14 protein-coding genes are annotated in these 20474 nt (G+C 46.0%); 11 read left to right on the top strand and 3 right to left on the bottom strand.

The window, feature by feature from the left end; translation table 11 throughout:
• Nucleotides 1–47: 47 nt before the first annotated feature.
• Nucleotides 48–2090 carry an FAD-dependent 5-carboxymethylaminomethyl-2-thiouridine(34) oxidoreductase MnmC gene (mnmC, locus tag L5L97_RS07385; RefSeq protein ID WP_263181550.1) on the bottom strand — a complete coding sequence of 681 codons (2043 nt, stop codon included), beginning with the start codon at nt 2088–2090 and terminating at the stop codon, nt 48–50.
• A gap of 138 nt (nt 2091–2228) precedes the next feature.
• On the opposite strand from mnmC, the gene fabB reads away from it, so the two are divergent.
• From fabB to purF, 9 genes are all read left to right on the top strand, one after another.
• Nucleotides 2229–3440: a beta-ketoacyl-ACP synthase I gene (gene fabB / locus L5L97_RS07380; protein ID WP_168824238.1), complete on the top strand. Its 1212-nt coding sequence runs from the start codon at nt 2229–2231 to the stop codon at nt 3438–3440.
• A 160-nt stretch (nt 3441–3600) separates the two neighbouring features.
• Nucleotides 3601–4731: a 4-phosphoerythronate dehydrogenase gene (locus L5L97_RS07375; protein WP_263181549.1), complete on the top strand. Its 1131-nt coding sequence runs from the start codon at nt 3601–3603 to the stop codon at nt 4729–4731.
• A gap of 2 nt (nt 4732–4733) precedes the next feature.
• Entirely contained in the window at nt 4734–5750 is a 1017-nt protein-coding gene (locus L5L97_RS07370) for an aspartate-semialdehyde dehydrogenase (RefSeq protein WP_131523510.1), read from the top strand.
• 177 nt (nt 5751–5927) lie between these two features.
• On the top strand, nt 5928–9365 hold the full coding sequence (locus L5L97_RS07365; protein WP_263181548.1) for a FimV/HubP family polar landmark protein: 3438 nt from the start codon (nt 5928–5930) through the stop codon (nt 9363–9365).
• A 102-nt stretch (nt 9366–9467) separates the two neighbouring features.
• Nucleotides 9468–10253, top strand: coding sequence for a tRNA pseudouridine(38-40) synthase TruA (truA, locus tag L5L97_RS07360; protein WP_263181547.1), 786 nt, complete (start codon nt 9468–9470; stop codon nt 10251–10253).
• Between the two features lie 44 nt (nt 10254–10297).
• Nucleotides 10298–11569: a bifunctional tetrahydrofolate synthase/dihydrofolate synthase gene (gene folC / locus L5L97_RS07355; RefSeq protein WP_263181545.1), complete on the top strand. Its 1272-nt coding sequence runs from the start codon at nt 10298–10300 to the stop codon at nt 11567–11569.
• The gene (locus L5L97_RS07350) at nt 11562–12335 is read left to right on the top strand and encodes an SPOR domain-containing protein (RefSeq protein ID WP_028761031.1); all 774 of its coding nucleotides are present in this window, start codon (nt 11562–11564) and stop codon (nt 12333–12335) included. Before folC ends, L5L97_RS07350 begins: the two co-directional genes overlap by 8 nt.
• A gap of 115 nt (nt 12336–12450) precedes the next feature.
• Nucleotides 12451–12939 carry a CvpA family protein gene (locus tag L5L97_RS07345; RefSeq protein WP_028761030.1) on the top strand — a complete coding sequence of 163 codons (489 nt, stop codon included), beginning with the start codon at nt 12451–12453 and terminating at the stop codon, nt 12937–12939.
• 57 nt (nt 12940–12996) lie between these two features.
• Entirely contained in the window at nt 12997–14511 is a 1515-nt protein-coding gene (purF, locus tag L5L97_RS07340; RefSeq protein ID WP_028761029.1) for an amidophosphoribosyltransferase, read from the top strand.
• A gap of 126 nt (nt 14512–14637) precedes the next feature.
• Here purF and L5L97_RS07335 read toward each other — a convergent pair whose 3' ends face one another.
• The gene (locus L5L97_RS07335) at nt 14638–16116 is read right to left on the bottom strand and encodes an alanine/glycine:cation symporter family protein (protein WP_105252099.1); all 1479 of its coding nucleotides are present in this window, start codon (nt 16114–16116) and stop codon (nt 14638–14640) included.
• A gap of 267 nt (nt 16117–16383) precedes the next feature.
• Nucleotides 16384–16671 carry a hypothetical protein gene (locus L5L97_RS07330; protein WP_263181544.1) on the bottom strand — a complete coding sequence of 96 codons (288 nt, stop codon included), beginning with the start codon at nt 16669–16671 and terminating at the stop codon, nt 16384–16386.
• A gap of 166 nt (nt 16672–16837) precedes the next feature.
• Between L5L97_RS07330 and L5L97_RS07325 the strand changes: the two genes are divergently transcribed.
• Nucleotides 16838–18907 carry a DNA topoisomerase III gene (locus tag L5L97_RS07325; RefSeq protein ID WP_263181542.1) on the top strand — a complete coding sequence of 690 codons (2070 nt, stop codon included), beginning with the start codon at nt 16838–16840 and terminating at the stop codon, nt 18905–18907.
• 304 nt (nt 18908–19211) lie between these two features.
• On the top strand, nt 19212–20381 hold the full coding sequence (locus L5L97_RS07320; RefSeq protein ID WP_263181541.1) for a porin: 1170 nt from the start codon (nt 19212–19214) through the stop codon (nt 20379–20381).
• Nucleotides 20382–20474: the final 93 nt, after the last annotated feature.

The following is a 20474-nucleotide window of genomic DNA, read 5'->3' as shown; positions in this document are numbered from 1 at the left end:
TAAGCCTTGGCTTAATCCCTTTTTTATTTGCACAGGCGATGGCAAAGCTAGAGGGATTTTCCCTTGAGTAACTTTCGCAGCCACATACGATTGGGGTTAAGTTTACACAGGGTAGCTTTATCGAGCGGTATTGGCTCGCCGCAAAGCTGCGCTGCGAGACATTCGGCGGCAAGTGGCCCAGAACTGAGTCCCCGTGAGCCTAACCCACCAAGAATATACAGTCCTGGATGCACCGGCGCTGGCGTGGTTTGCCAGTAGTGGCGACTCTCTTTAGTGAGTTGATGCTCTGCATAATCCTCAAGGATTTTCGCCACATCGGGCGCGCAGCCCATCATAGGGAAATGATCCCGCGTCACCATACGCACGCCAACACGGGCATTGTTGCCACTCATGTCGATATCTTCAAGCCAGCTTTGGTTCGGATAACTCTCGTGCATTTTGGCGAGGTTTTCTTGCTGCTCCTGCGGGCAAAAATCTAAATGCTTAGGTTCTTTAACGTAACTCGCGCCAAGGCAGTGGAGTCCTTCGTGACTCGGGGTCAAATAACCGTTGGCGCACAGCACTGTCGCGAGTTGACTCAATTGAAATTGAGCGGGTACATGGCTGACTTGGCCGCGAAAAGGGCTAATTTGTAATTTGTTGCTGGCATCAAATTGCGTGAGCGCTGCGCCATTGGCGAGCACAACTTGCGCAAAGGGGCCAAAGCGATGCTTAGCGGTGATTAAATACCAACCTTCACTTTGATGCTCAATTTCAAGGATCTCAGTCTCCAAATGGAGTTTGACCTCAGAAAGCTGCTGCGCTTTTTGTATTGCGGCTTCGGCATATTCGTAGGGACAAACCCAGCCAGCCAGCGGATAGAAAAAGCCTGATTTGTCAATATTAATGTTCGCAAGAGAATTAGCCTGCTGCGCATCGACTCGATAGGCAATTTCACTTGGCCAGTTCTGGCTTTGAATAATTTTATCGAGTCGTAATTGGCTGCGTTCATCGTGGGCAGTTTGCAATACCCCGCAAAAATCATGGGAAATCGGCGTTTGATTTGGGGCGGGGACAGATGTCAGCGCCTGTACTCGACGGCGGCTAAATAAAAATGCCTGCTGGAAGAAGCGGCTTAATTCATCATTTTCCGGTGTCAGCAGCGGATAAATCGCCCCTTGGCGATTGCCCGAGGCGCCTTGGCCAAGCTTGGCATCTTTACAAAAGAGCTGCGTACTTTTGCCGCGTTCCGCCAAAGACAGTGCCAAATGCGCCGAGGCTAACCCGCCGCCTATGATGGCAATCGAGCTGGGCGCGTCCGAGGGTAAGATTGCAGCCATAGGATTAAAGGCATAGGCTTTAGCATCTTGCTGGCGTAAGACGTGGCGCTCGTGTAACAAAATGGCATCAGGCTGAGGGTTTGTCTGTATTGCAGCGCAGGTAAAATCCCTCTCCTCAAAGCCGCAGGCTTGGAAACGGCTCACTGGTGTTTCGCTTAGTCCGCTTGATTCGTTTAATCCAATCGTTGCAACAGTGGCGCCATCGTCACTGAGTTTTGCCATCTGCCAATGGATCTGCTGATTTAACCCATTTTGTAGATGGGGCAATACCAGCCAGTGCTGAACGGGGTGAAGCGGAGAATGGATGAGTGAACAGAGCTGGGATTGAATATCACCAAAGTGCAGGTCGATTGTGGTACGACCGTCATCAAAAATTAATCTCTGACAACCTATAATAGCTGTCGGCTCTGTATGAAGTAAGCGTTGGGCAAGTGGCTCAAGTTCAGGCACTTTGGTTAAACTGGCGGATTGATCCCAAAGTAATTTAAGTTCGTAAGCATTAATCGGATTGGGTTCGAATACGTTAAGGAGTAATCGTTGGTTAGGGTTCGTCTGAGTGCGCCACCAAGATAAGAGTTCAAGCCCGTTACCTAAACCAATTTGCCCTAATACTAAGAGTTTTTGCTGTGAATGAGCCTCAAATACCCGCTGCTGATAAATGCTCAATTTGCTGAGATAGTGTGCATCAGTGTGAGCTGTTGCGGGATAAAGGTTGATTAATTGCGGGTAATCGCGCTTAATTTGGCAAGGTTTATTGGGCTCTGCAGTCAAAGAAATTTACTCTCGGTCTCATAATTGGCATTATTTTACTCGCCTTTATGGAAAGCTGACCACTTAATTGAGTCAAAACAGATACTATTGGCTCAGCGAAAAGTAGGTACTGACATGTACACAATGGATAGCAATAAAATGAAAAGAGTCGTGATCACCGGAATGGGTGTTGTTTCAAGTATCGGTAATAACAAGCAAGAAGTGACCGAGTCACTGAAAGCGGGCCGCAGTGGTATTACGCATTCAGCTCAGTTTGAAGAGATGCAATTACGTAGCCATGTATGGGGTGACATCAAGTTAAACCCTGCTGAGCATATCGATCGTAAGGCATTGCGTTTTATGGGTGATGCGGCAGCTTATGCCTACATTGCTATGCAAGAAGCGGTTGCCGATGCCAATTTAACTGAAGAGCAGTATTCAGATCCGCGCGTAGGTTTGATTGTGGGTACAGGCGGCGCATCATCGTCTAACCAAGTACAATCTGCCGATACATTGCGTGAAAAAGGCGTTAAACGCGTAGGTCCGTATATTGTGCCTCGCATCATGTCGAGCACGGCCAGCGCTTGTTTAGCCACGCCATTTAAAATTAAAGGCATGAATTATTCTATCAGTTCAGCCTGTGCAACCAGCGCCCACTGTATTGGTCACGCCGTTGAACTTATCCAAATGGGTAAGCAAGACATGGTGTTTGCCGGTGGTGCTGAAGAAGTGGATTGGACACTGACCATGGGCTTCGACGCTATGGGCGCACTGTCAACCAAGTACAATGCCACACCCGAAAAAGCCTCTCGTACCTATGATGCAGACCGTGATGGTTTTGTGATTTCTGGCGGCGGCGGTATTTTAGTGGTTGAAGAGTTAGAGCATGCTCTGGCTCGCGGCGCAAAAATTTACGCTGAAGTGATTGGTTATGGCGCGTCTTCAGACGGTTATGACATGGTGGCGCCATCGGGTGAAGGCGCTGTGCGTTGTATGCAAATGGCGATGATGGATGTCGATACCCCAATCGATTACATCAACACTCACGGCACTTCAACGCCAGTGGGCGACGTGCGTGAATTAGAAGCGCTACGTGAAGTTTTCAAAGACAAGTGCCCACCGATTGCATCGACTAAGTCTATGACAGGTCATGCATTAGGCGCCGCAGGCGTACATGAAGCGATTTACAGCTTAATCATGATGGAAAACAGCTTTATTGCCCCAAGCATCAATATCGAAAATCTGGACGAAGCGGCGAAAGATATGCCTATCGTGCGTGAGTATCGTGATGCTGAGCTGACTACAGTCATGAGTAACAGCTTTGGTTTTGGCGGTACAAACGCCACGTTAGTGATGCGCAAATTCAAATAAGTTTGTTTATCAAACACGATAGAAGGGAAGCTTAGGCTTCCCTTTTTTATGGGCGTTTTTTGTAAACCTGTTGCATCGACAAGGATTTATCCCATTAGTCTTGTTAGAATACCGAGCATCTTGATGCCTTCCATTCCCACTTTTTTTAGATCAGGTGCCCATGAAGATTTTAGTCGATGAAAATATGCCCTATGTTGAACCGCTATTTGGCGATCTCGGGGAAATTATTCCTGTTAATGGCCGCACGTTAACCGCAGCGCAAGTGCGCGATGCCGATGTGTTATTAGTGCGCTCAGTCACCAAAGTGAATGCCGAGTTGCTCTCGGACAATCATCAACTGAAGTTTGTCGGCAGTGCCACTATAGGCACAGATCATGTGGATTTAGCCTACCTTGCCGAGCGTAATATCCCCTTCTCTAATGCGCCAGGTTGCAATGCGACTGCGGTTGGGGAGTTTGCTTTTATCGCTATGCTGGAGTTGGCGCAGCGCTTTAATTCGCCGCTTAAGGGCAAGGTCGTCGGCATAGTGGGCGCGGGTAACACTGGCACTGCAACGGCAAAATGTTTGCAAGCCTATGGTATTAAAGTACTGCTTAACGATCCCATTAAAGCTGCAGAGGGCGATCCGCGTAGTTTTGTGAGCTTAGAAACCATCATGGCGCAGGCCGATATCATCAGTTTGCATGTGCCCATCACGCGAACGGGAGAGCATAAAACCAAACATTTATTCGATGAGGCGCACTTAAAGGCGCTCAAACCCAATACTTGGTTAGTGAATTGCTGCCGCGGTGATGTGATAGATAACAAAGCACTTATCAGAGTTAAACGCCAGCGTGATGATCTTAAACTTGTACTCGATGTGTGGGAAGGCGAGCCAACACCGATGCCTGAACTGGTGCCACTGGCTGAATTTGCCACGCCGCATATTGCAGGTTACAGCTTAGAAGGTAAGGCGCGCGGCACTTTTATGCTCTATCAAAAGCTGTGTCAGTTACTTAATATTGCTGCCGATAAAAGTCTGCTGGATCTCTTGCCAAGCTTTAACATTAAGGCGGTCGAACTTGCGACCGCGCCGAATGAAAAAGCGTTATTACAGCTCGCGCGTTTTGTCTATGATTTGCGCGATGATGACAAGATGTTCAGAAATACATTCTTAAATGAGAATGGCTTCGACACTATGAGAAAAAATCACCAACATAGACGCGAATTTAGTGCATTGGCGCTGGCTTATGACGGTCAATCTGAGGTAGATTGGTTGTCCAATTTAGGTTTTTCAGGAGTCGGTCAGTAGCTATGTCACAGGAATTTAATGTTGTCGTTTTAGGTGCATCGGGCGCAGTGGGTCAAACTATGATAGAGATCCTCGAAGAGCGTAATTTCCCGGTTGCCAATTTGTACCCTTTAGCCAGTAGCCGCAGCGCCGGTGAAACGGTCAGCTTTCATGGCAAACAAATTACCATTCTCGACGTAGAAACCTTCGATTGGACCCAAGCTCAAATTGGTTTCTTCTCTGCAGGTGGTGATGTTTCCGCCAAATGGGCACCGATTGCCGCTGAAGCAGGCTGTGTTGTGATTGATAACACCTCTCACTTTAGATACGACATCGATATTCCTTTGGTTGTACCTGAAGTGAATCCGCATGCTATCGCTGATTTCCGCAATCGCAATATCATTGCTAACCCAAATTGCTCAACCATTCAAATGCTGGTGGCACTTAAGCCTATTTATGATGCCTATGGTATCAGCCGCATTAATGTGGCAACGTACCAGTCAGTATCGGGCACAGGTAAAAAAGCCATTGAAGAATTAGCGCATCAGTGCACTAAATTACTGCAAGGTTTACCTGCTGACGCTGAAGTCTATCCAAAACAAATTGCTTTTAACGTATTGCCACAAATCGATAAATTTATGGATAACGGCTATACCAAAGAAGAAATGAAAATGGTCTGGGAAACCCAGAAGATTTTCGGTGACGATGAGATTTTAGTGAATGCGACCGCCGTACGTGTACCTGTGTTTTATGGTCACTCGGAAGCCATTAATATCGAAACTCGTCAGCCTGTCGATGCCGAAGACGTTAAAGCTTTACTGCGTAATGCCGAAGGAGTGGTATTGTTTGAATCCGATGATGATTATCCAACAGCAGTGACCGATGCCGCAGGAACCGATCCGGTTTATGTGGGTCGCATTCGTAAGGATATTTCTCATTCTCACGGGATTAACTTGTGGGTCGTGTCAGACAATATTCGTAAAGGTGCAGCCTTGAACAGTGTGCAAATTGCCGAGATCTTAGTGAGAGATTATTACTAAGCATTAGATTGCATTTGATGCCCATTGAAAAGCCTGCTGTCAGCAGGCTTTTTTTGTTTTACAATTGTGAACAGTAGCAGGGCGGGGATTTCTGGTTTATAGTAATCTCAATAAATACAATTGCCTAAAGCCTGTTATCAGTGAGATAACTTTATAGCGCTTCAAAGGGAAGGATTGATGAAATTTCGCACTTCGTATCTTGTGGGTCTAATGGCCACTGTTTTAGCTGTTTCTTCTACCGCTTATTTTATTGAACCCGCCGTTGCTGCAGATACACCAAGATTAAAACCCTTAAAAATCATGGGGCCAGACGGACAGATCCGTCAAGTTAACCATCAATATGGTCCAACGACATCGAAAGACACTTTTTGGAGCATAGCGCAAAAAGTCCGTCCTGATGCCAGTGTTAGCGTCTATCAGGTGATGGCCGCCTTATACGATGCTAACCCTCATGCGTTTAACTCTGCCAGTTATAACAGTTTAGAACGCGGTATGATCCTGCTCATTCCGTCTAAAGAAGTCATGCTGTCGATCCCCAATCGTATGGCGATAGCCAGAGCAGAGCAAAGTGATAGACAATCTCGGGCTCCGGCGAAAGCAGCATCTAAACCGCCAGCTAAGGTGACGACAGCAAAAGCGCCAGTCACGGCTCCTGCGGTGATTGTTGAAACGAAAGTGACACCACCTAAAGCGGTTGTTGAAACACCTGTTCCAGAAAAGCCCAAGATGCTGAGTTCAGATGTGACGGCGCGGTTAGAAGCGGCAGAAAGCAAAAATCTGTCATTAACCGATGAATTAGCCCGCACTCAAGATCAACTGTCAGTGCGCACTTCAGATGTTGAAGCGCTAAAAGTTAAAGTTGAAGAATTAAATCAACGGATTGCTGTGCTGGAAGAAACACTTCAAGCCAGTAAACTACAAAACCAAGCCTTGAAAGCCGAAGTTGAAGCTGCGCAAGTGCCAGAGACGACAGCTGTTGAAGCTGAAGTAGAGGCAGAGGCACCGATTGAGCCCGATGACTTGTGGCGCAATATCCTTAATAGTCCTGTGTTATTGATTGCCGCGGCTGTGATCCCTGCCTTGTTCTTACTGCTTGCTGTGTTCTGGTTCCTGCGCCGTAAACGCAATAAAGAACGTCGTGAAATGCAGACACAAGAAGCGGTTATGGCCGCCAGTGCCGCTGGGATTGCAGGTACCGCCATCATGGATATGGATGATGACGATTTAGACGATATGGCGGTACATTTAGATTCTGATCATGCGGACTCCATCGATAGTCTTCTTGATATGGGCAGTGTCGATTTACAACCTGAGCAAGATTTGACTGACTCCCACGATCAGATGGATATCGCGTCAGAGATGTTTGTCGATCCCGGTACGACTGCCGAACCTGAGGTTGAAGACGAAGGGCAATCTCTTGATGATCTGTGGGCCGAAGCCATGGGCGATCAGGAAGAGGATATTGTTGAGGAGAAACCTAAATCTGGCAATATTCTTGAGGAAGCCGATCTTGATGCACTATTAGCGGGCCTAGGTTCTGACGACAGCACTTCTGAAGACAGCACCGAAGCCGAAGAGGATTTAAGTGAATTAGAGCGTAACTTTGCGAACGATTTAGCTCAAGAAGATGACAGTAATGATGTTACTTCTAAGCTGAATGATGTTGAAGTCGCAGACACTAAACCTGCCGATGAAGCCATCGCGGATGACGATGATCTTGATGCATTACTTGCCGAGTTTAGTGTTCCTGCAGAAGATACTGAGATTGCACAAGCGCCTGCACCAGACGTTGTTGCGTCTGATGATGAAGATCTCAGTGCTGCCATCGCGGCAGAACTCGGTGATGAGCTAGATGATGAACTTAGCGGAGAAGACGTTGATAATATCGATGCTTTATTAGCTGATTTCGATAAACCAACGCCAGCCGCTGAACCTGAAGTCGAGCCTGATCTTGGCGCTGAAATTGCCGCAGAGCTAGACGCTGAGCTTAATGAACTGGGCGTAGAAGATACCGATGACATCGATGCCCTGTTAGCCGATTTCGATAAACCAGCAGAACCTGAAGTTGAACCTGATCTCGGCGCTGAAATTGCCGCAGAGCTAGACGCTGAGCTTAATGAACTGGGTGTAGAAGATACTGACGACATTGATGCCTTGTTAGCCGATTTCGATAAACCAGCAGAACCTGAAGTTGAACCCGACCTCGGCGCTGAAATTGCCGCCGAGCTAGACGCAGAGCTTGATGAGCTAGGTCTGGAAGATACCGATGATATTGATGCTCTGTTAGCGGATTTTGATAAACCGATACCTGCGGCTGAACCTGAAGTAGAGCCCGATATTCGAGCTGAAATTGCCGCAGAGTTAGACGATGAGCTTAATGAATTAGGCGTAGAAGAATCCGATGATATTGATTCGCTACTGGCGAGTTTTGATGCTGAGCCTGAACTCAAAGTCGATGCAGAAGATGATGATATCAGTGCAGAAATCGCCGCAGAATTAGAAGCTTCGTTACCTGAAGACATAAAAGCTGAAGCGTCAGGTGATGATGATTTAGATGCACTCTTAGCTGAGTTTGATGTGCCGGAGCAATTGGATGCCGATGAAGATGAATTCGACTTCGATATGGAAACGGCGCAGCTCGATTCAGAAGACAATTCAGTTGACGAAGATAATTTACTTAAAGGCATAGGTGCGGCTCACTCTATCGACGGCACCGATGATACTTTTACATTAGTCGAGGAATTGAGTGACGATAACGACGCTGATGTATTAGCGACGGCCGCAGTCACTTTGGCCGCTGCTGCAGCCGCGGCCAGTGTTAAAGAAAAAGAATCTTCTTTCTTTAATGATTTAAAAGCCAATAAGAGCAAAGATCCCCATGTGCTCGATTGGGACTCAGAGCTAGATTTTGCGCCTAAGGCTAAGCCTGCGGCAACGCAAGCAGATGTAACGGCTAATGATGTTGAGCCTAACAAAGATGCCACAGCGCTCGATTATGCTTCTCAAGAGAAGCCCATTAATGCTACGCGTAACGATATTGATTTTAGTGAAGATTTTAAACTTGATATCAAAGAAGACGCGGATGATTTGGACCTTGAGCAAGGGCTAGATTTAAGTGACGATAATGTGCTCGCCGCTTTTACAGCCAATACAGATTATGACGATGAAGATGTGTTGACGTCGGAAGACAGTTTCTCACTCGTCGATGATCATAATCTTACCGTCGATGAAGCCTTGGCTGCACTTGATGCCCAGGAGTCGCGAAAAGCGCAGAAAAAGTTTGTTCCTGACCATGATTTAACCAGTTTTCAAAATGAAAACGGTTTTATCGACATCGACAAGTTGCTGAATGATGCCGATGAAGAGGGCGCAGATACTGATTTGTATCCGGAAGTTGACGTTGAGATGAGTGATGTCGGTGCCTTAATCGGTGATGCCGCGATGATCGATGTTGATGATGAAGAAAACTCAGTCAACGCTAAGCTGGATTTAGCGCGTGCTTATATCGAAATTGACGACAGCGACAGTGCGAAAGCCCTGCTCAAAGAAGTGCAAATTGACGGTAACGAGCGCCAGCAGGATGAAGCTGGACGTTTGCTCAAAGAGATTAGTTAATCCCGGTTGAGAGTGTTTCAATCTAACGGCGCCTTCAGCGCCGTTTTTTTTATGGGCTGCTGTGATAAAATGCGCCGCTAAATCAATTGTGAGGATAAGTGGATGCGGATTGCATTAGGTATTGAATATGACGGTAATGGTTATTTTGGCTGGCAACGTCAGGCCGAAGTCGATTCAGTACAAGGGCAATTAGAACGGGCGTTATCGATAGTGGCTAATGAGCCTATCGGCGTCTTCTGCGCTGGCCGTACCGATGCGGGCGTGCATGCCACAGGCCAAGTGGTTCATTTTGAAACCAATGCCATTCGTAATGAAGGTGCATGGACCTTAGGGGTGAATGTTAATTTGCCCGACAATATTGCCGTCCGTTGGGTCAAAGAAGTCGACGACAGTTTCCATGCGCGCTTTTCGGCCACCGCCAGACGCTACCGCTATGTGATTTATAACCACACTTTTCGCCCTGGGATTTTACGCCATGGTGTAAGCCATTATCACGGCAATATCGATGCTGACAAAATGCACCAAGCGGCACAGGCACTCTTGGGTGAGCAGGATTTTACTAGCTTTCGCGCTGTTCAGTGTCAGTCGAAAACACCGTTTCGTAATGTGCATTGCGTTAATGTCACGCGCCAAGGTATGTATGTGATTGTTGATATCGCCGCGAATGCTTTCTTGCATCACATGGTGCGCAATATTGTCGGTTCATTGTTAGAAATCGGTCTAGGTAATCAGCCACTGACTTGGATGGGCGATTTGCTCGCGTTAAAAGACAGAAACCAAGCCGCAGCAACGGCTAAACCCCATGGACTCTATTTAGTTGATGTGACTTATCCAGAACAATATCAATTACCTAAGCTCGCCCTTGGGCCATTATTCATGTTGGATTGAAAAGATCTTATTTGAGAGATAATCGAATACGAGGATATACGGACATGCTTACAGTACCAGCGTCAAATGCAGGATTGGAACAGTGGTTGGATTATTTGCTATCTATACATCCAACCGAAATCGATATGGGGTTAACCCGTGTCTCTAAGGTCGCGCAAACCCTTGGTCTTTTGGATTTAGGTCCAACCAAGATAGTGACAGTGGCGGGGACGAACGGCAAAGGTACCACCTGCGCCATGCTCGAAAATATTCTGCGCTTATCGGGTTTGACGGTGGGCGTATACAGTTCGCCACACATGCTGAAGTACAACGAGCGAGTGCGTATCAATGGTAGCGATGTCAGTGATAGCGATTTTGTTACGGCATTTGAGCAAATTGAAGCCGCGCGCGGCGATATTTCTCTGACCTTTTTTGAGTACGCTACGCTTGCAGGCTTGATACTCTTTAAAGCCGCTCAGCTTGACGTGGTTATCTTAGAAGTCGGTTTAGGTGGACGGTTAGATGCTACCAATATTATCGATGCCGACATTAGCGTACTGACGTCGGTCGATTTAGACCATGAAAGTTATCTCGGTAATACCCGTGAGCTTGTGGGCCGTGAAAAGGCGGGCATTTTCCGCAGTGGTAAACCTGCCATTGTCGGTGAACCCAACTTGCCACACACTGTCAATGATGTCGCCAATGAGGTTGGCGCCATCTTGTATCGTGTCGGTAATGAATTCAGTTATCAAGCCCATGGCAATCTGTGGGATTTTCAAGGTCAAGTGCTCAAACTGCACGATTTAGCGTTACCAACTTTGCCATTACCTAATGCGGCGACTGTATTGGCAGTGATTGAACAGGGCTGGCCGGATATCACGCCTTCAATTATTGCTGAGGGTATTAGCACGGCTCGGTTAACGGGTCGATTAGAGCAGGTGAGTGAGAAGCCGTTAGTGTTACTCGATGTTGCCCATAATCCCCATGCGGCGCGTTTTTTGGTACAACAGTTAGCGCCAATCGTTGTGGGTAAGCGCGTGTTCGCCCTTTGCGGCATGTTGAAGGATAAAGATATTGCAGGTGTGTTGCCTGTGATCAATCCACTGATCGACACTTGGTATTTGGTCAGTCTGCACGGTGAGCGTGGCGCGAGTTCGGCCATGCTACGCAAAACATTAGCCACTGAGGCTGCTGCATTTGAGTTTGAGGACATATCTGAGGCTTGGTCTGCATTAAAAGCGCAAATTAACCCAGATGATGTGGTAATTGTGTTTGGCTCCTTTTACACTGTGGCAGGTTTTAAGTCTCAATTTATGCAGGAAGTCAGTTTTGTCTAGCCAGTTTCATAATCGTTTAGTCGGCACTGTAGTGCTGGTTGCGCTTGGGGTAATTTTTTTGCCGGATATTTTGGATGGCAAAAAAGATCGCCAAGAAGAGCAGTTTTCCGAAATTCCTTTGCGCCCGACCGTGATTGAGCAGCAAAAAGCCGACGATGATATGTTTGAAGTCTTGTCGGCCGAGGATGCTGCCGCGCTGAATGGGACTGAGGTCGCCTTAGCCGAAATGCCAGTTAATGCTGACAATGAAAAGTCTGCCGTTGCGCCAGTAATCGAAGTCGCAAAGCAAGATGTTAAGAAAGACGTTAAGCCTGATGTTAAAAAAGCAGAGCCTAAGCCTGAAACGAAACCTGAAGCTAAAAAAGAGCCGCCTAAAGCCACTGTAAAAACTGAGCCGGCTAAAAAAGCGGACGCTAAAGCGACTACTGTGGCTAAGGCTGAAAAGCCTAAAGCAGAAACGCCCAAAGCCAGTGCAGCCAAAGAGGATGCCGTTAAAGTGGTCAGCCGTGACAGCTTGAAAAGTGGCTTTACCTTGCAGCTTGGCAGTTTTAACAACGCAACGAATGTTAAAGCCTTGGTTGCACAGCTGCGTAAGAGTGGTTTTAAAGCGTACACTATTCCTGAAAACCCTAAAGATGGCGTATTAACTAAAGTGTTTGTCGGACCCGATGTGTCTGAGGCAAAGCTGAAGAAAGTACAAGTTGAGGTGGAAAACCTCACACGTCTCAAGGGCTGGATTGTTCCTTTTAATCCCTTAGAATCTTAATGGTGATACAACACTCGAGACTGAAAATGATTTATTTACCTCACTAGGGGTGAGAATCGTTTCAGTCTCTGGTAGAATCGCGCCGTCTTAAAGCCCATGTCGGAAAGCCATCTCAATGGTTTGGATTGATTACGCTATCATATTCGTCATCGGATTATCGACTCTCATCAGTCTGATCCGTGGATTTGCCAAAGAAGCCATGTCCTTAGTGGTATGGTTTGCGGCTTTCTTTGTTGCCAGCCAATTTTACCAAGATCTTGCCGTTCACTTAACACAAATGAACGATGAGATGCTGCGTAATGGCGTTTCTATTGCCATCCTCTTTATTACCACTTTGGTACTCGGTGCCTTAGTTAACTATATTCTCGGACAACTTGTTGTCAAAACCGGATTATCTGGCACTGACAGGCTTTTGGGCTTGTGCTTCGGTGCTATTCGAGGCGCGCTTATTGTTAGCGCCTTGTTGTTTTTCATGGATGCTTTCACAGGCTCTCCCAACTCCCAATGGTGGAAAGATTCTGTGCTAGTACCCGAATTTGGCGTTGTTATTCAATGGTTTTTTGACTATTTGGAAAACACCTCCAGCTTTGTACCCAAACTATAAGAAAGAAAATAAAATAATCCTAAGTGATAGAACATCTTACAATGAGGAAGCTTACCCATGTGTGGTATCGTCGGAATAGTTGGCCAATCATCGGTTAATCAGACCATTTATGATGCACTGACAGTGTTGCAGCACAGAGGTCAGGATGCGGCAGGTATTGTGACCATTGATCGTGGTGCTTTCAGACTACGTAAAGCCAATGGTTTGGTTAAAGACGTTTTTGAAGTCAAACATATGCAACGCCTACAAGGTAATGCTGGTATTGGCCATGTGCGTTATCCAACTGCGGGCAGTTCAAGCGCATCTGAAGCGCAGCCTTTCTATGTTAACTCGCCATTTGGGATCTCATTAGCCCATAACGGTAACTTAACCAACACAGTCGAATTAGCCGAAGGGCTGATCAAAAAACGTCGCCACGTGAACACCACTTCGGATTCTGAAGTCTTGTTAAACCTGTTGGCCGACGAACTGCAAAAAACCACGAGTTTGACTCTGACGTCGGAAGAAGTGTTCGATGCGGTCGCTAACGTACACCAACAAGCTCGTGGTGCCTACGCGGTTGTGGCTATGATTATTGGTCAAGGCTTAGTCGCGTTCCGTGACCCATTTGGTATTCGTCCTTTGGTATTAGGTAAGCACGAAACTGCCACTGGCACTGAATACATGGTGGCTTCTGAAAGTGTGGCACTCGATGCAGTTGGCTTTGAAGTGATGCGTGATGTGGCACCGGGTGAAGCGATTTATGTTTCAATTGACGGTCAGCTGTATACCCGTCAATGTGCAGCCGAGCCTAGCTATGCACCTTGTATCTTCGAATTCGTCTATTTTGCCCGTCCAGATTCGACGATCGACAAAGTGTCTGTATATGCAAGTCGCGTCAACATGGGCGCTAAGCTTGGCGAGAAGATTAAGAAAGAATGGTACGATCATGATATCGACGTGGTTATTCCTATTCCTGAAACCTCTTGCGATATCGCGCTGGAAATTGCCCGTTGCATGGATTTACCGTACCGCCAAGGTTTTGTGAAAAACCGTTATATTGGCCGTACCTTCATCATGCCTGGTCAACAGGAGCGCAAGAAGTCAGTGCGTCGTAAGTTGAATGCGATTAACACTGAGTTCAAAGGCAAAAATGTCCTGTTGGTGGATGACTCTATCGTTCGCGGTACGACCTCAGAGCAAATCATCGAAATGGCCCGTGAAGCAGGTGCCAAGAAAGTGTACTTTGCCTCTGCCGCACCGGAAATTCGTTTCCCGAACGTGTATGGTATTGACATGCCAACGTCAAACGAGCTTATCGCCCACGGTCGTGATGCCGATGAAATCGCCAAATTAATTGGTGCTGATGGCATTATTTTCCAAGACTTACCCGATTTAATTGAAGCGGTAAGAATGGAGAATCCTGCGATTAAACGTTTCGAAACGTCCGTATTTGATGGTCACTACATCACAAACGACGTTGACCAAGCGTATTTAGATCACTTGACGCAACTGCGAAATGACGATGCTAAAGCCGATCGAAATAAAGATATCGGCACTAACTTAGAGCTGCATAACGTCTGTCACCCATAAGGATTGTGGGTAATTTAGTATCGTAAAGTTTGTGTCCTTTTTGTTCCAAACGATACAAAAAAGCCAGTGAGAAATCACTGGCTTTTTAATGGCTTATATTTGCTTAACGGAGCATAGTGGTAACGTCTACGTATTTATACGTTGCGCTGTTTCAGTCATTACATTTTCTTCAGCGTGTTTGCGTTCAACCCAGTAATCCGCATTTTTAATCCCCAGTTTTACCGGGTCAAAAAGTGGCTCTATGCCGAGTGCTTGTTGTGATTCATAATCTTTAAGGCAAGTGAATGCGGTTTTCCTTAATAGAATAATGGCAATAATATTGAGCCATGCCATAAGTCCGACACCAATGTCACCCATTCCCCAAGCCATATCAGCCGTTTTAACTGTGCCGTATACGGTTGAGCCAATGATCACGACTTTGAGAACGACCATGAACCAAGGATGATTTACTTTACGGTTAATATAGGCAATGTTGGTCTCGGCAATGTAGTAATAAGCCACTATGGTCGTAAAGGCGAAGAAGAACAGTGCGATAGCCACAAAGATATTGCCAAATCCTGGCATCATACTTTCCATTGCCGTTTGTACGTAGCCTGGTCCTGCAGCGACTCCGGCAATGCCTGTATAGAGCGCCGCACCGTCTGGGCCCTGAACATTATACAGTCCCGTAATGAGCAGCATGAAACCTGTTGCAGAGCAAACGAATAAGGTGTCGATATACACAGAAAAAGCTTGAACTAACCCTTGTTTGGCTGGATGGCTTACCGCCGCTGCAGATGAGGCATGTGGCGCTGTACCTTGACCCGCTTCGTTGGAGTAAATACCCCGCTTTACCCCCCACATGATGGCTAAGCCTAAAATGGCACCAAAACCCGCATCAAAGCCAAAGGCACTTTTGATAATTAACCATAAAATACCCGGTAGCTGGCCAATATTTAGCGCTATGATGACACAAGCCACTATGATGTAACCCAGTGCCATAAAGGGGACGACGGCACTGGCAAAGTGAGCGATACGTTTTACACCGCCAAAAATGATAAAGCCAAGAAGCATAGCCAGTATGGCTGCAGTCACATTAGGATCTATGTTGAAAGCGGTTTTTAAACTTGAACCAATCGAGTTAGCTTGTACGCCCGGCAGCAGGATCCCGCAAGCAAATATGGTCGCAATTGCAAATACCCATGCATACCATTTCATGCCTAAGCCTTTTTCAATATAAAAAGCAGGTCCACCGCGATACTCACCATTGATTTTTTCTTTATAGACTTGACCTAAGGTAGATTCAACGAAGGCGGAGCTGGCACCGAGAAAGGCAACCATCCACATCCAAAATAAAGCGCCAGGACCACCAAAGGTGATTGCTGTGGCGACCCCTGCAATGTTACCTGTACCGACTCGACCCGCTAATGTCATCGCGAGTGCTTGAAAAGACGACACTCCCGCATCAGTACTCTTGCCATCAAACATCAGGCGGATCATTTCTGGCAGATGGCGCAGCTGTAAAAATCGAGTGCGAAGGGAGAAATAGAGCCCGACACCTAGGCAAAGAAAAATAAGTGCAGGGCTCCAAATTACACTATTGATCGCGTTGACAATCTCATTCATAGACTCCGATTCCTTTATTGTGTTGTTTTAGCAGAGTTTTTAGGTTTACGGTTATTCAACAGATGTTGAGTTAGGACATTCACTTTTGATTAAGACATTTTTTGTAAATATCCAAGATACTCAACATAACTATTTTTTAGGGAGCTTCATAGTTAAAGTGTTAAATATTTGAAACCAATGTGTTTTGAAATTGAGTTTTAGCATGGATAAATAGAGCGGAGGGGCGAGTTAACTCGAAATACGGTAGTGATTTATTATGAATGTCAGTTATCCCATTACCCAAAGTAGCATCCACACGCCGAATAAGCTGCTTAAGCTATGGCGCGTGATTTGATGGCTGAGTAATAGAGATAAACTCACAGCAATAGGAATGACGAGAATGAATCCCCATGCTAACGGCATATCGATGATTTTCATTTGTCCCAGCCAAGTACTAGTGAGCATGCTTATTGCGAGTAACATTAAGCTATGGAACATCAATAACTGATTGAATCTTAATATTAATGCTGGAGTTATTGTCATAGCCTGTCGCGCATTTATTGCAAACTGTCTCATAGTCACTCCTTAGTTATTTAGTGTATCTTATGCCTTGTTGAGAATTATTCGCAATTGAATTTACACTTAAGCTTTTACATTTAAGCTCGGTTTACTACAGAAATTTGCACTCAACTGGCGTTTGGGCTAAATTATACTGTAATTATATCCAGTGCTTGGTGTTTGTATGATTCTCTATATCGCAGAAAAACCTAGCCTAGGGCGGGCCATTGCCGATGTATTGCCTAAACCCCATAAAAAAGGCGATGGATTTATCGAAGCCGCCAATGGCGATTGTGTGTCTTGGTGCGTTGGTCACTTGCTCGAGCAAGCAGAACCTGATGCCTATAATCCCGAATTTAAGTCTTGGAAATTCGAGCATTTGCCAATAGTGCCAGACAAGTGGCAACTAAAACCTAAGGCTGCGACCCGCAGCCAACTCACAGTGCTAAAACGATTAGTCAAACAAGCCAACACGCTGGTTAACGCGGGCGATCCCGACCGCGAAGGGCAGTTACTCGTGGATGAAGTGATTGCCTATCTTCGCGTGACGGGGGACAAGCTACATCAAACCCAGCGTTTACTGATCAGTGACTTAAACCCACAAGCTGTAAAACGGGCTCTAACACAGCTACGCAGTAATCGCGAGTTCATTCCTTTATCCACATCGGCCTTAGCTCGCAGTCGTGCCGATTGGCTCTATGGCATGAATATGACGCGTGCGTACACCATCCAAGGTAAAAAGGTCGGTTATCAAGGCGTGTTATCCGTCGGCCGAGTACAAACGCCATTACTTGGACTAGTGGTGCGCCGTGATGAAGAGATTGCCCACTTTCAATCTAAACCTTTTTATGAAGTACTAGCGCATTTGGCGACCGAGAAGCAAGAAACCTTCAGCGCCAAGTGGCAACCTAGCGAAGCTTGTCAGCCTTATATGGATGAAGAAGGACGAGTGTTAGCGAGAGGGCTAGCGCAAAATGTGGTGAGTCGCATCAGTGATAAACCCGCCTTAGTCACTCAATTAGTGGCTAAGGACAAGAAACAGAATCCACCATTGCCCTACAGCTTATCCGCGTTGCAAATTGATGCGGCGAAACGGTTTGGCATGAGTGCTAAGGATGTGCTCGATACCTGCCAGAGTTTGTATGAACGCCATAAACTCATTACTTACCCACGCTCCGACAGTCGTTATTTACCCGTTGAGCAACATAACCTTGCGCCTTCGGTACTTAAGGCGATAAGTGACGGTGCTGCTGAGTTATTGCAAGGTGCTGATGCACCCGAGCCCCGTCTTAAATCTAAAGCATGGGATGATAAAAAAGTGGACGCCCATCACGCAATCGTCCCCACAGAGAAGACGGCTAACTTATCTAGCTTGAGTCAGCGTGAGAGGCAGTTATATCTTCATGTTGCTCGCCAGTACTTAGCCCAGTTTTATCCGGCTTATTGTTACAGTGAAACCACAGTGCAAGTGACAATCGAGGGTGGCTTATTTAATACTAAGGCGCGTCAGGATAAATCCCTCGGCTGGAAGCAACTCTTTGCCCGCCAAGAGCCAAATGGCAGTAAGGCGAGTGGCAACAAGTCGACGGAAGAAAGCACAGGTAAGGACGATGAGGAGAATGACGAGTTTATCGGCCAATTACCACCTTTGAAATTGGGACAGGCTTTGCATTGTACTCGAGGCGAATTGTTGGAGAAAAATACTCAACCACCAAAGGCCTTTACCGATGCCACTTTACTCGGTGCTATGACGGGTATTAGCCGTTATGTGACCGATCCTGAGATCCGTAAAATTCTTAAAGAAACCGACGGATTAGGTACAGAGGCCACCCGTGCAGGTATTATCGAATTGCTGTTCAAACGCGGTTTTTTACAACGCTTAGGTAAATCTATTGTCTCGACAGACGTGGGGAAAGGATTGATTAACAGCTTGCCCGCGAGTGCGACTACGCCGGATATGACAGCGCTTTGGGAAGCGAGCTTGAACGGCATTTGCCATAAAGAAACCTCTTATCAAGCCTTTATGCAGCCACTGCTCGGCACCTTATCCACGCTTATCCAGAATGCAGGCGCACAACTGCCAACCGCGCTTAATGGTTTACAAGGCCAAGGTTATCGTAAAACGGCAAGTAATAAATCTGGTTATCGTAAGTCGTATTCTAAAAAATCAAGTTCAGCGAAAGGTATAGGTACAACAAAAACGATGGTTCCAACAAATATGCTTCCCAAAAGACCAGTTCCAAAAGTTCGGTAACTCGATCAACTAGTCGTTCAGCTTATAATTGCCGCAAATCTACAACAGCAGTGTAATGACACACTTGTTGCATATATGTCGTTATTGTCTTTTGATGTAATAACGACATTTAATTTATCTAACGGTATTTAACAACCGATAATCACGATATTTCGAGATTGCCTGATCCGTATCTAAAAAACACCTTGATTTTCAGCTTTTCCTCCCGGTGGCATATAACCTGCTTACTATTGATTGGGGAAAATAATATATCAAATAAATCATGTGATTATATATGGTTTCGCTGAATTTAAAGGTAGATGAAATGAAAAAGACATTGCTCGCTTTGATGATCCCAAGCTTATTGTTAATGGGACCTGCTCAAGCCGTTGAGTTGTATAATGACCAAACTAACAGCGTTAACATGATAGGTTGGTTAGGGTTTGCTGCGTTAAATGATGGTCATGAAACTTCTGTTATAGATAATTTTTCTCGTGTTGGTTTTCGTTTCGACCGTCAAGAGAAAAATGGCTGGAGCTCCTTTGCCCATACGGAATGGGGTATCAATATGGTGACCAGTGATGACGGCCTTATATACACGCAAGGCCAAGGTGGCGGTCAGTTATCTGCATCTAAAAATTCAGATTTTTTATTCAATCGATTGGGTTATGTAGGGATGTCCCATGAGAAATGGGGAAAGATCAGTTTTGGTAAGCAATGGGGGGCTTACTATGATGTTGCTTACACAACCGATGTGCTCAATGCTTTTACGGGGTGGTCAGTGGGGGCCTATACCTTCGGTGACGGTGGTTTAACAGGTGCAGGACGTGCCGATGCTGCGCTGCAATATCGTAATACTTTTGGTAATCTACATGTCGCAGTGCAGTATGCCTCTAAACAAAATAGCGATGTTGCCTTGTATGATGGCAGTGGTGCTCCCTTGAATGATGGTTCCGAATTGAGTTTCGAACCTAGCTACGGTGCAAGTGTAACTTACAACTTTACTGATAAATTTAAAGTGCTAGCGGGATTTAATCGTGGTGATTTTACCGGAAACCTTGCAGGCCAAGAGGTTGATAACACTAATCAAATTATTGGTATTGGCGCCCAATACGGTAGTTTCTATCAATATGCTCCAGGTCGTGATGCTGACGGTTTATACGTAGGTTTTAACGCCCATAAGAGTGAGCAAAACGAATTAGTGGGCGGAGATTTATATGATTCAACTGGAGCAGAGTTTATTGTTGCTTATCAGTATGATAATGGTTTCGTTCCAACAGTATTACTGACATATCAAGATCTTGATACCGATGTAGATACTGCGATCCAAGGAAAATGGACACGCCAATTTGCAGTGTTAGGTCTGCATTATCGCTATAGCCGCGACACAATTATGTACGTTGAGGCCAAAATAGATTTCAGCAGTATGGATGATAAAGCCTATGAAGATCTACAAGATAACAACTATGCGGTGGGAATCCGTTATTTCTTCTAGATCCTATGGTTATCATTAATTTTTCAAAGGTCACTTATGTGACCTTTGTTATTTATGCACTTTGTTAACCGATGCTTTCTATTTTTGTTATAG

It is taken from the genome of Shewanella sp. SM71 (genome assembly GCF_025653905.1).
Classification (GTDB): Bacteria; Pseudomonadota; Gammaproteobacteria; order Enterobacterales; family Shewanellaceae; genus Shewanella; species Shewanella oncorhynchi.
Note: the sequence above shows the minus strand (reverse complement) of the source record. Positions and strands in the feature narration are given on the sequence as shown.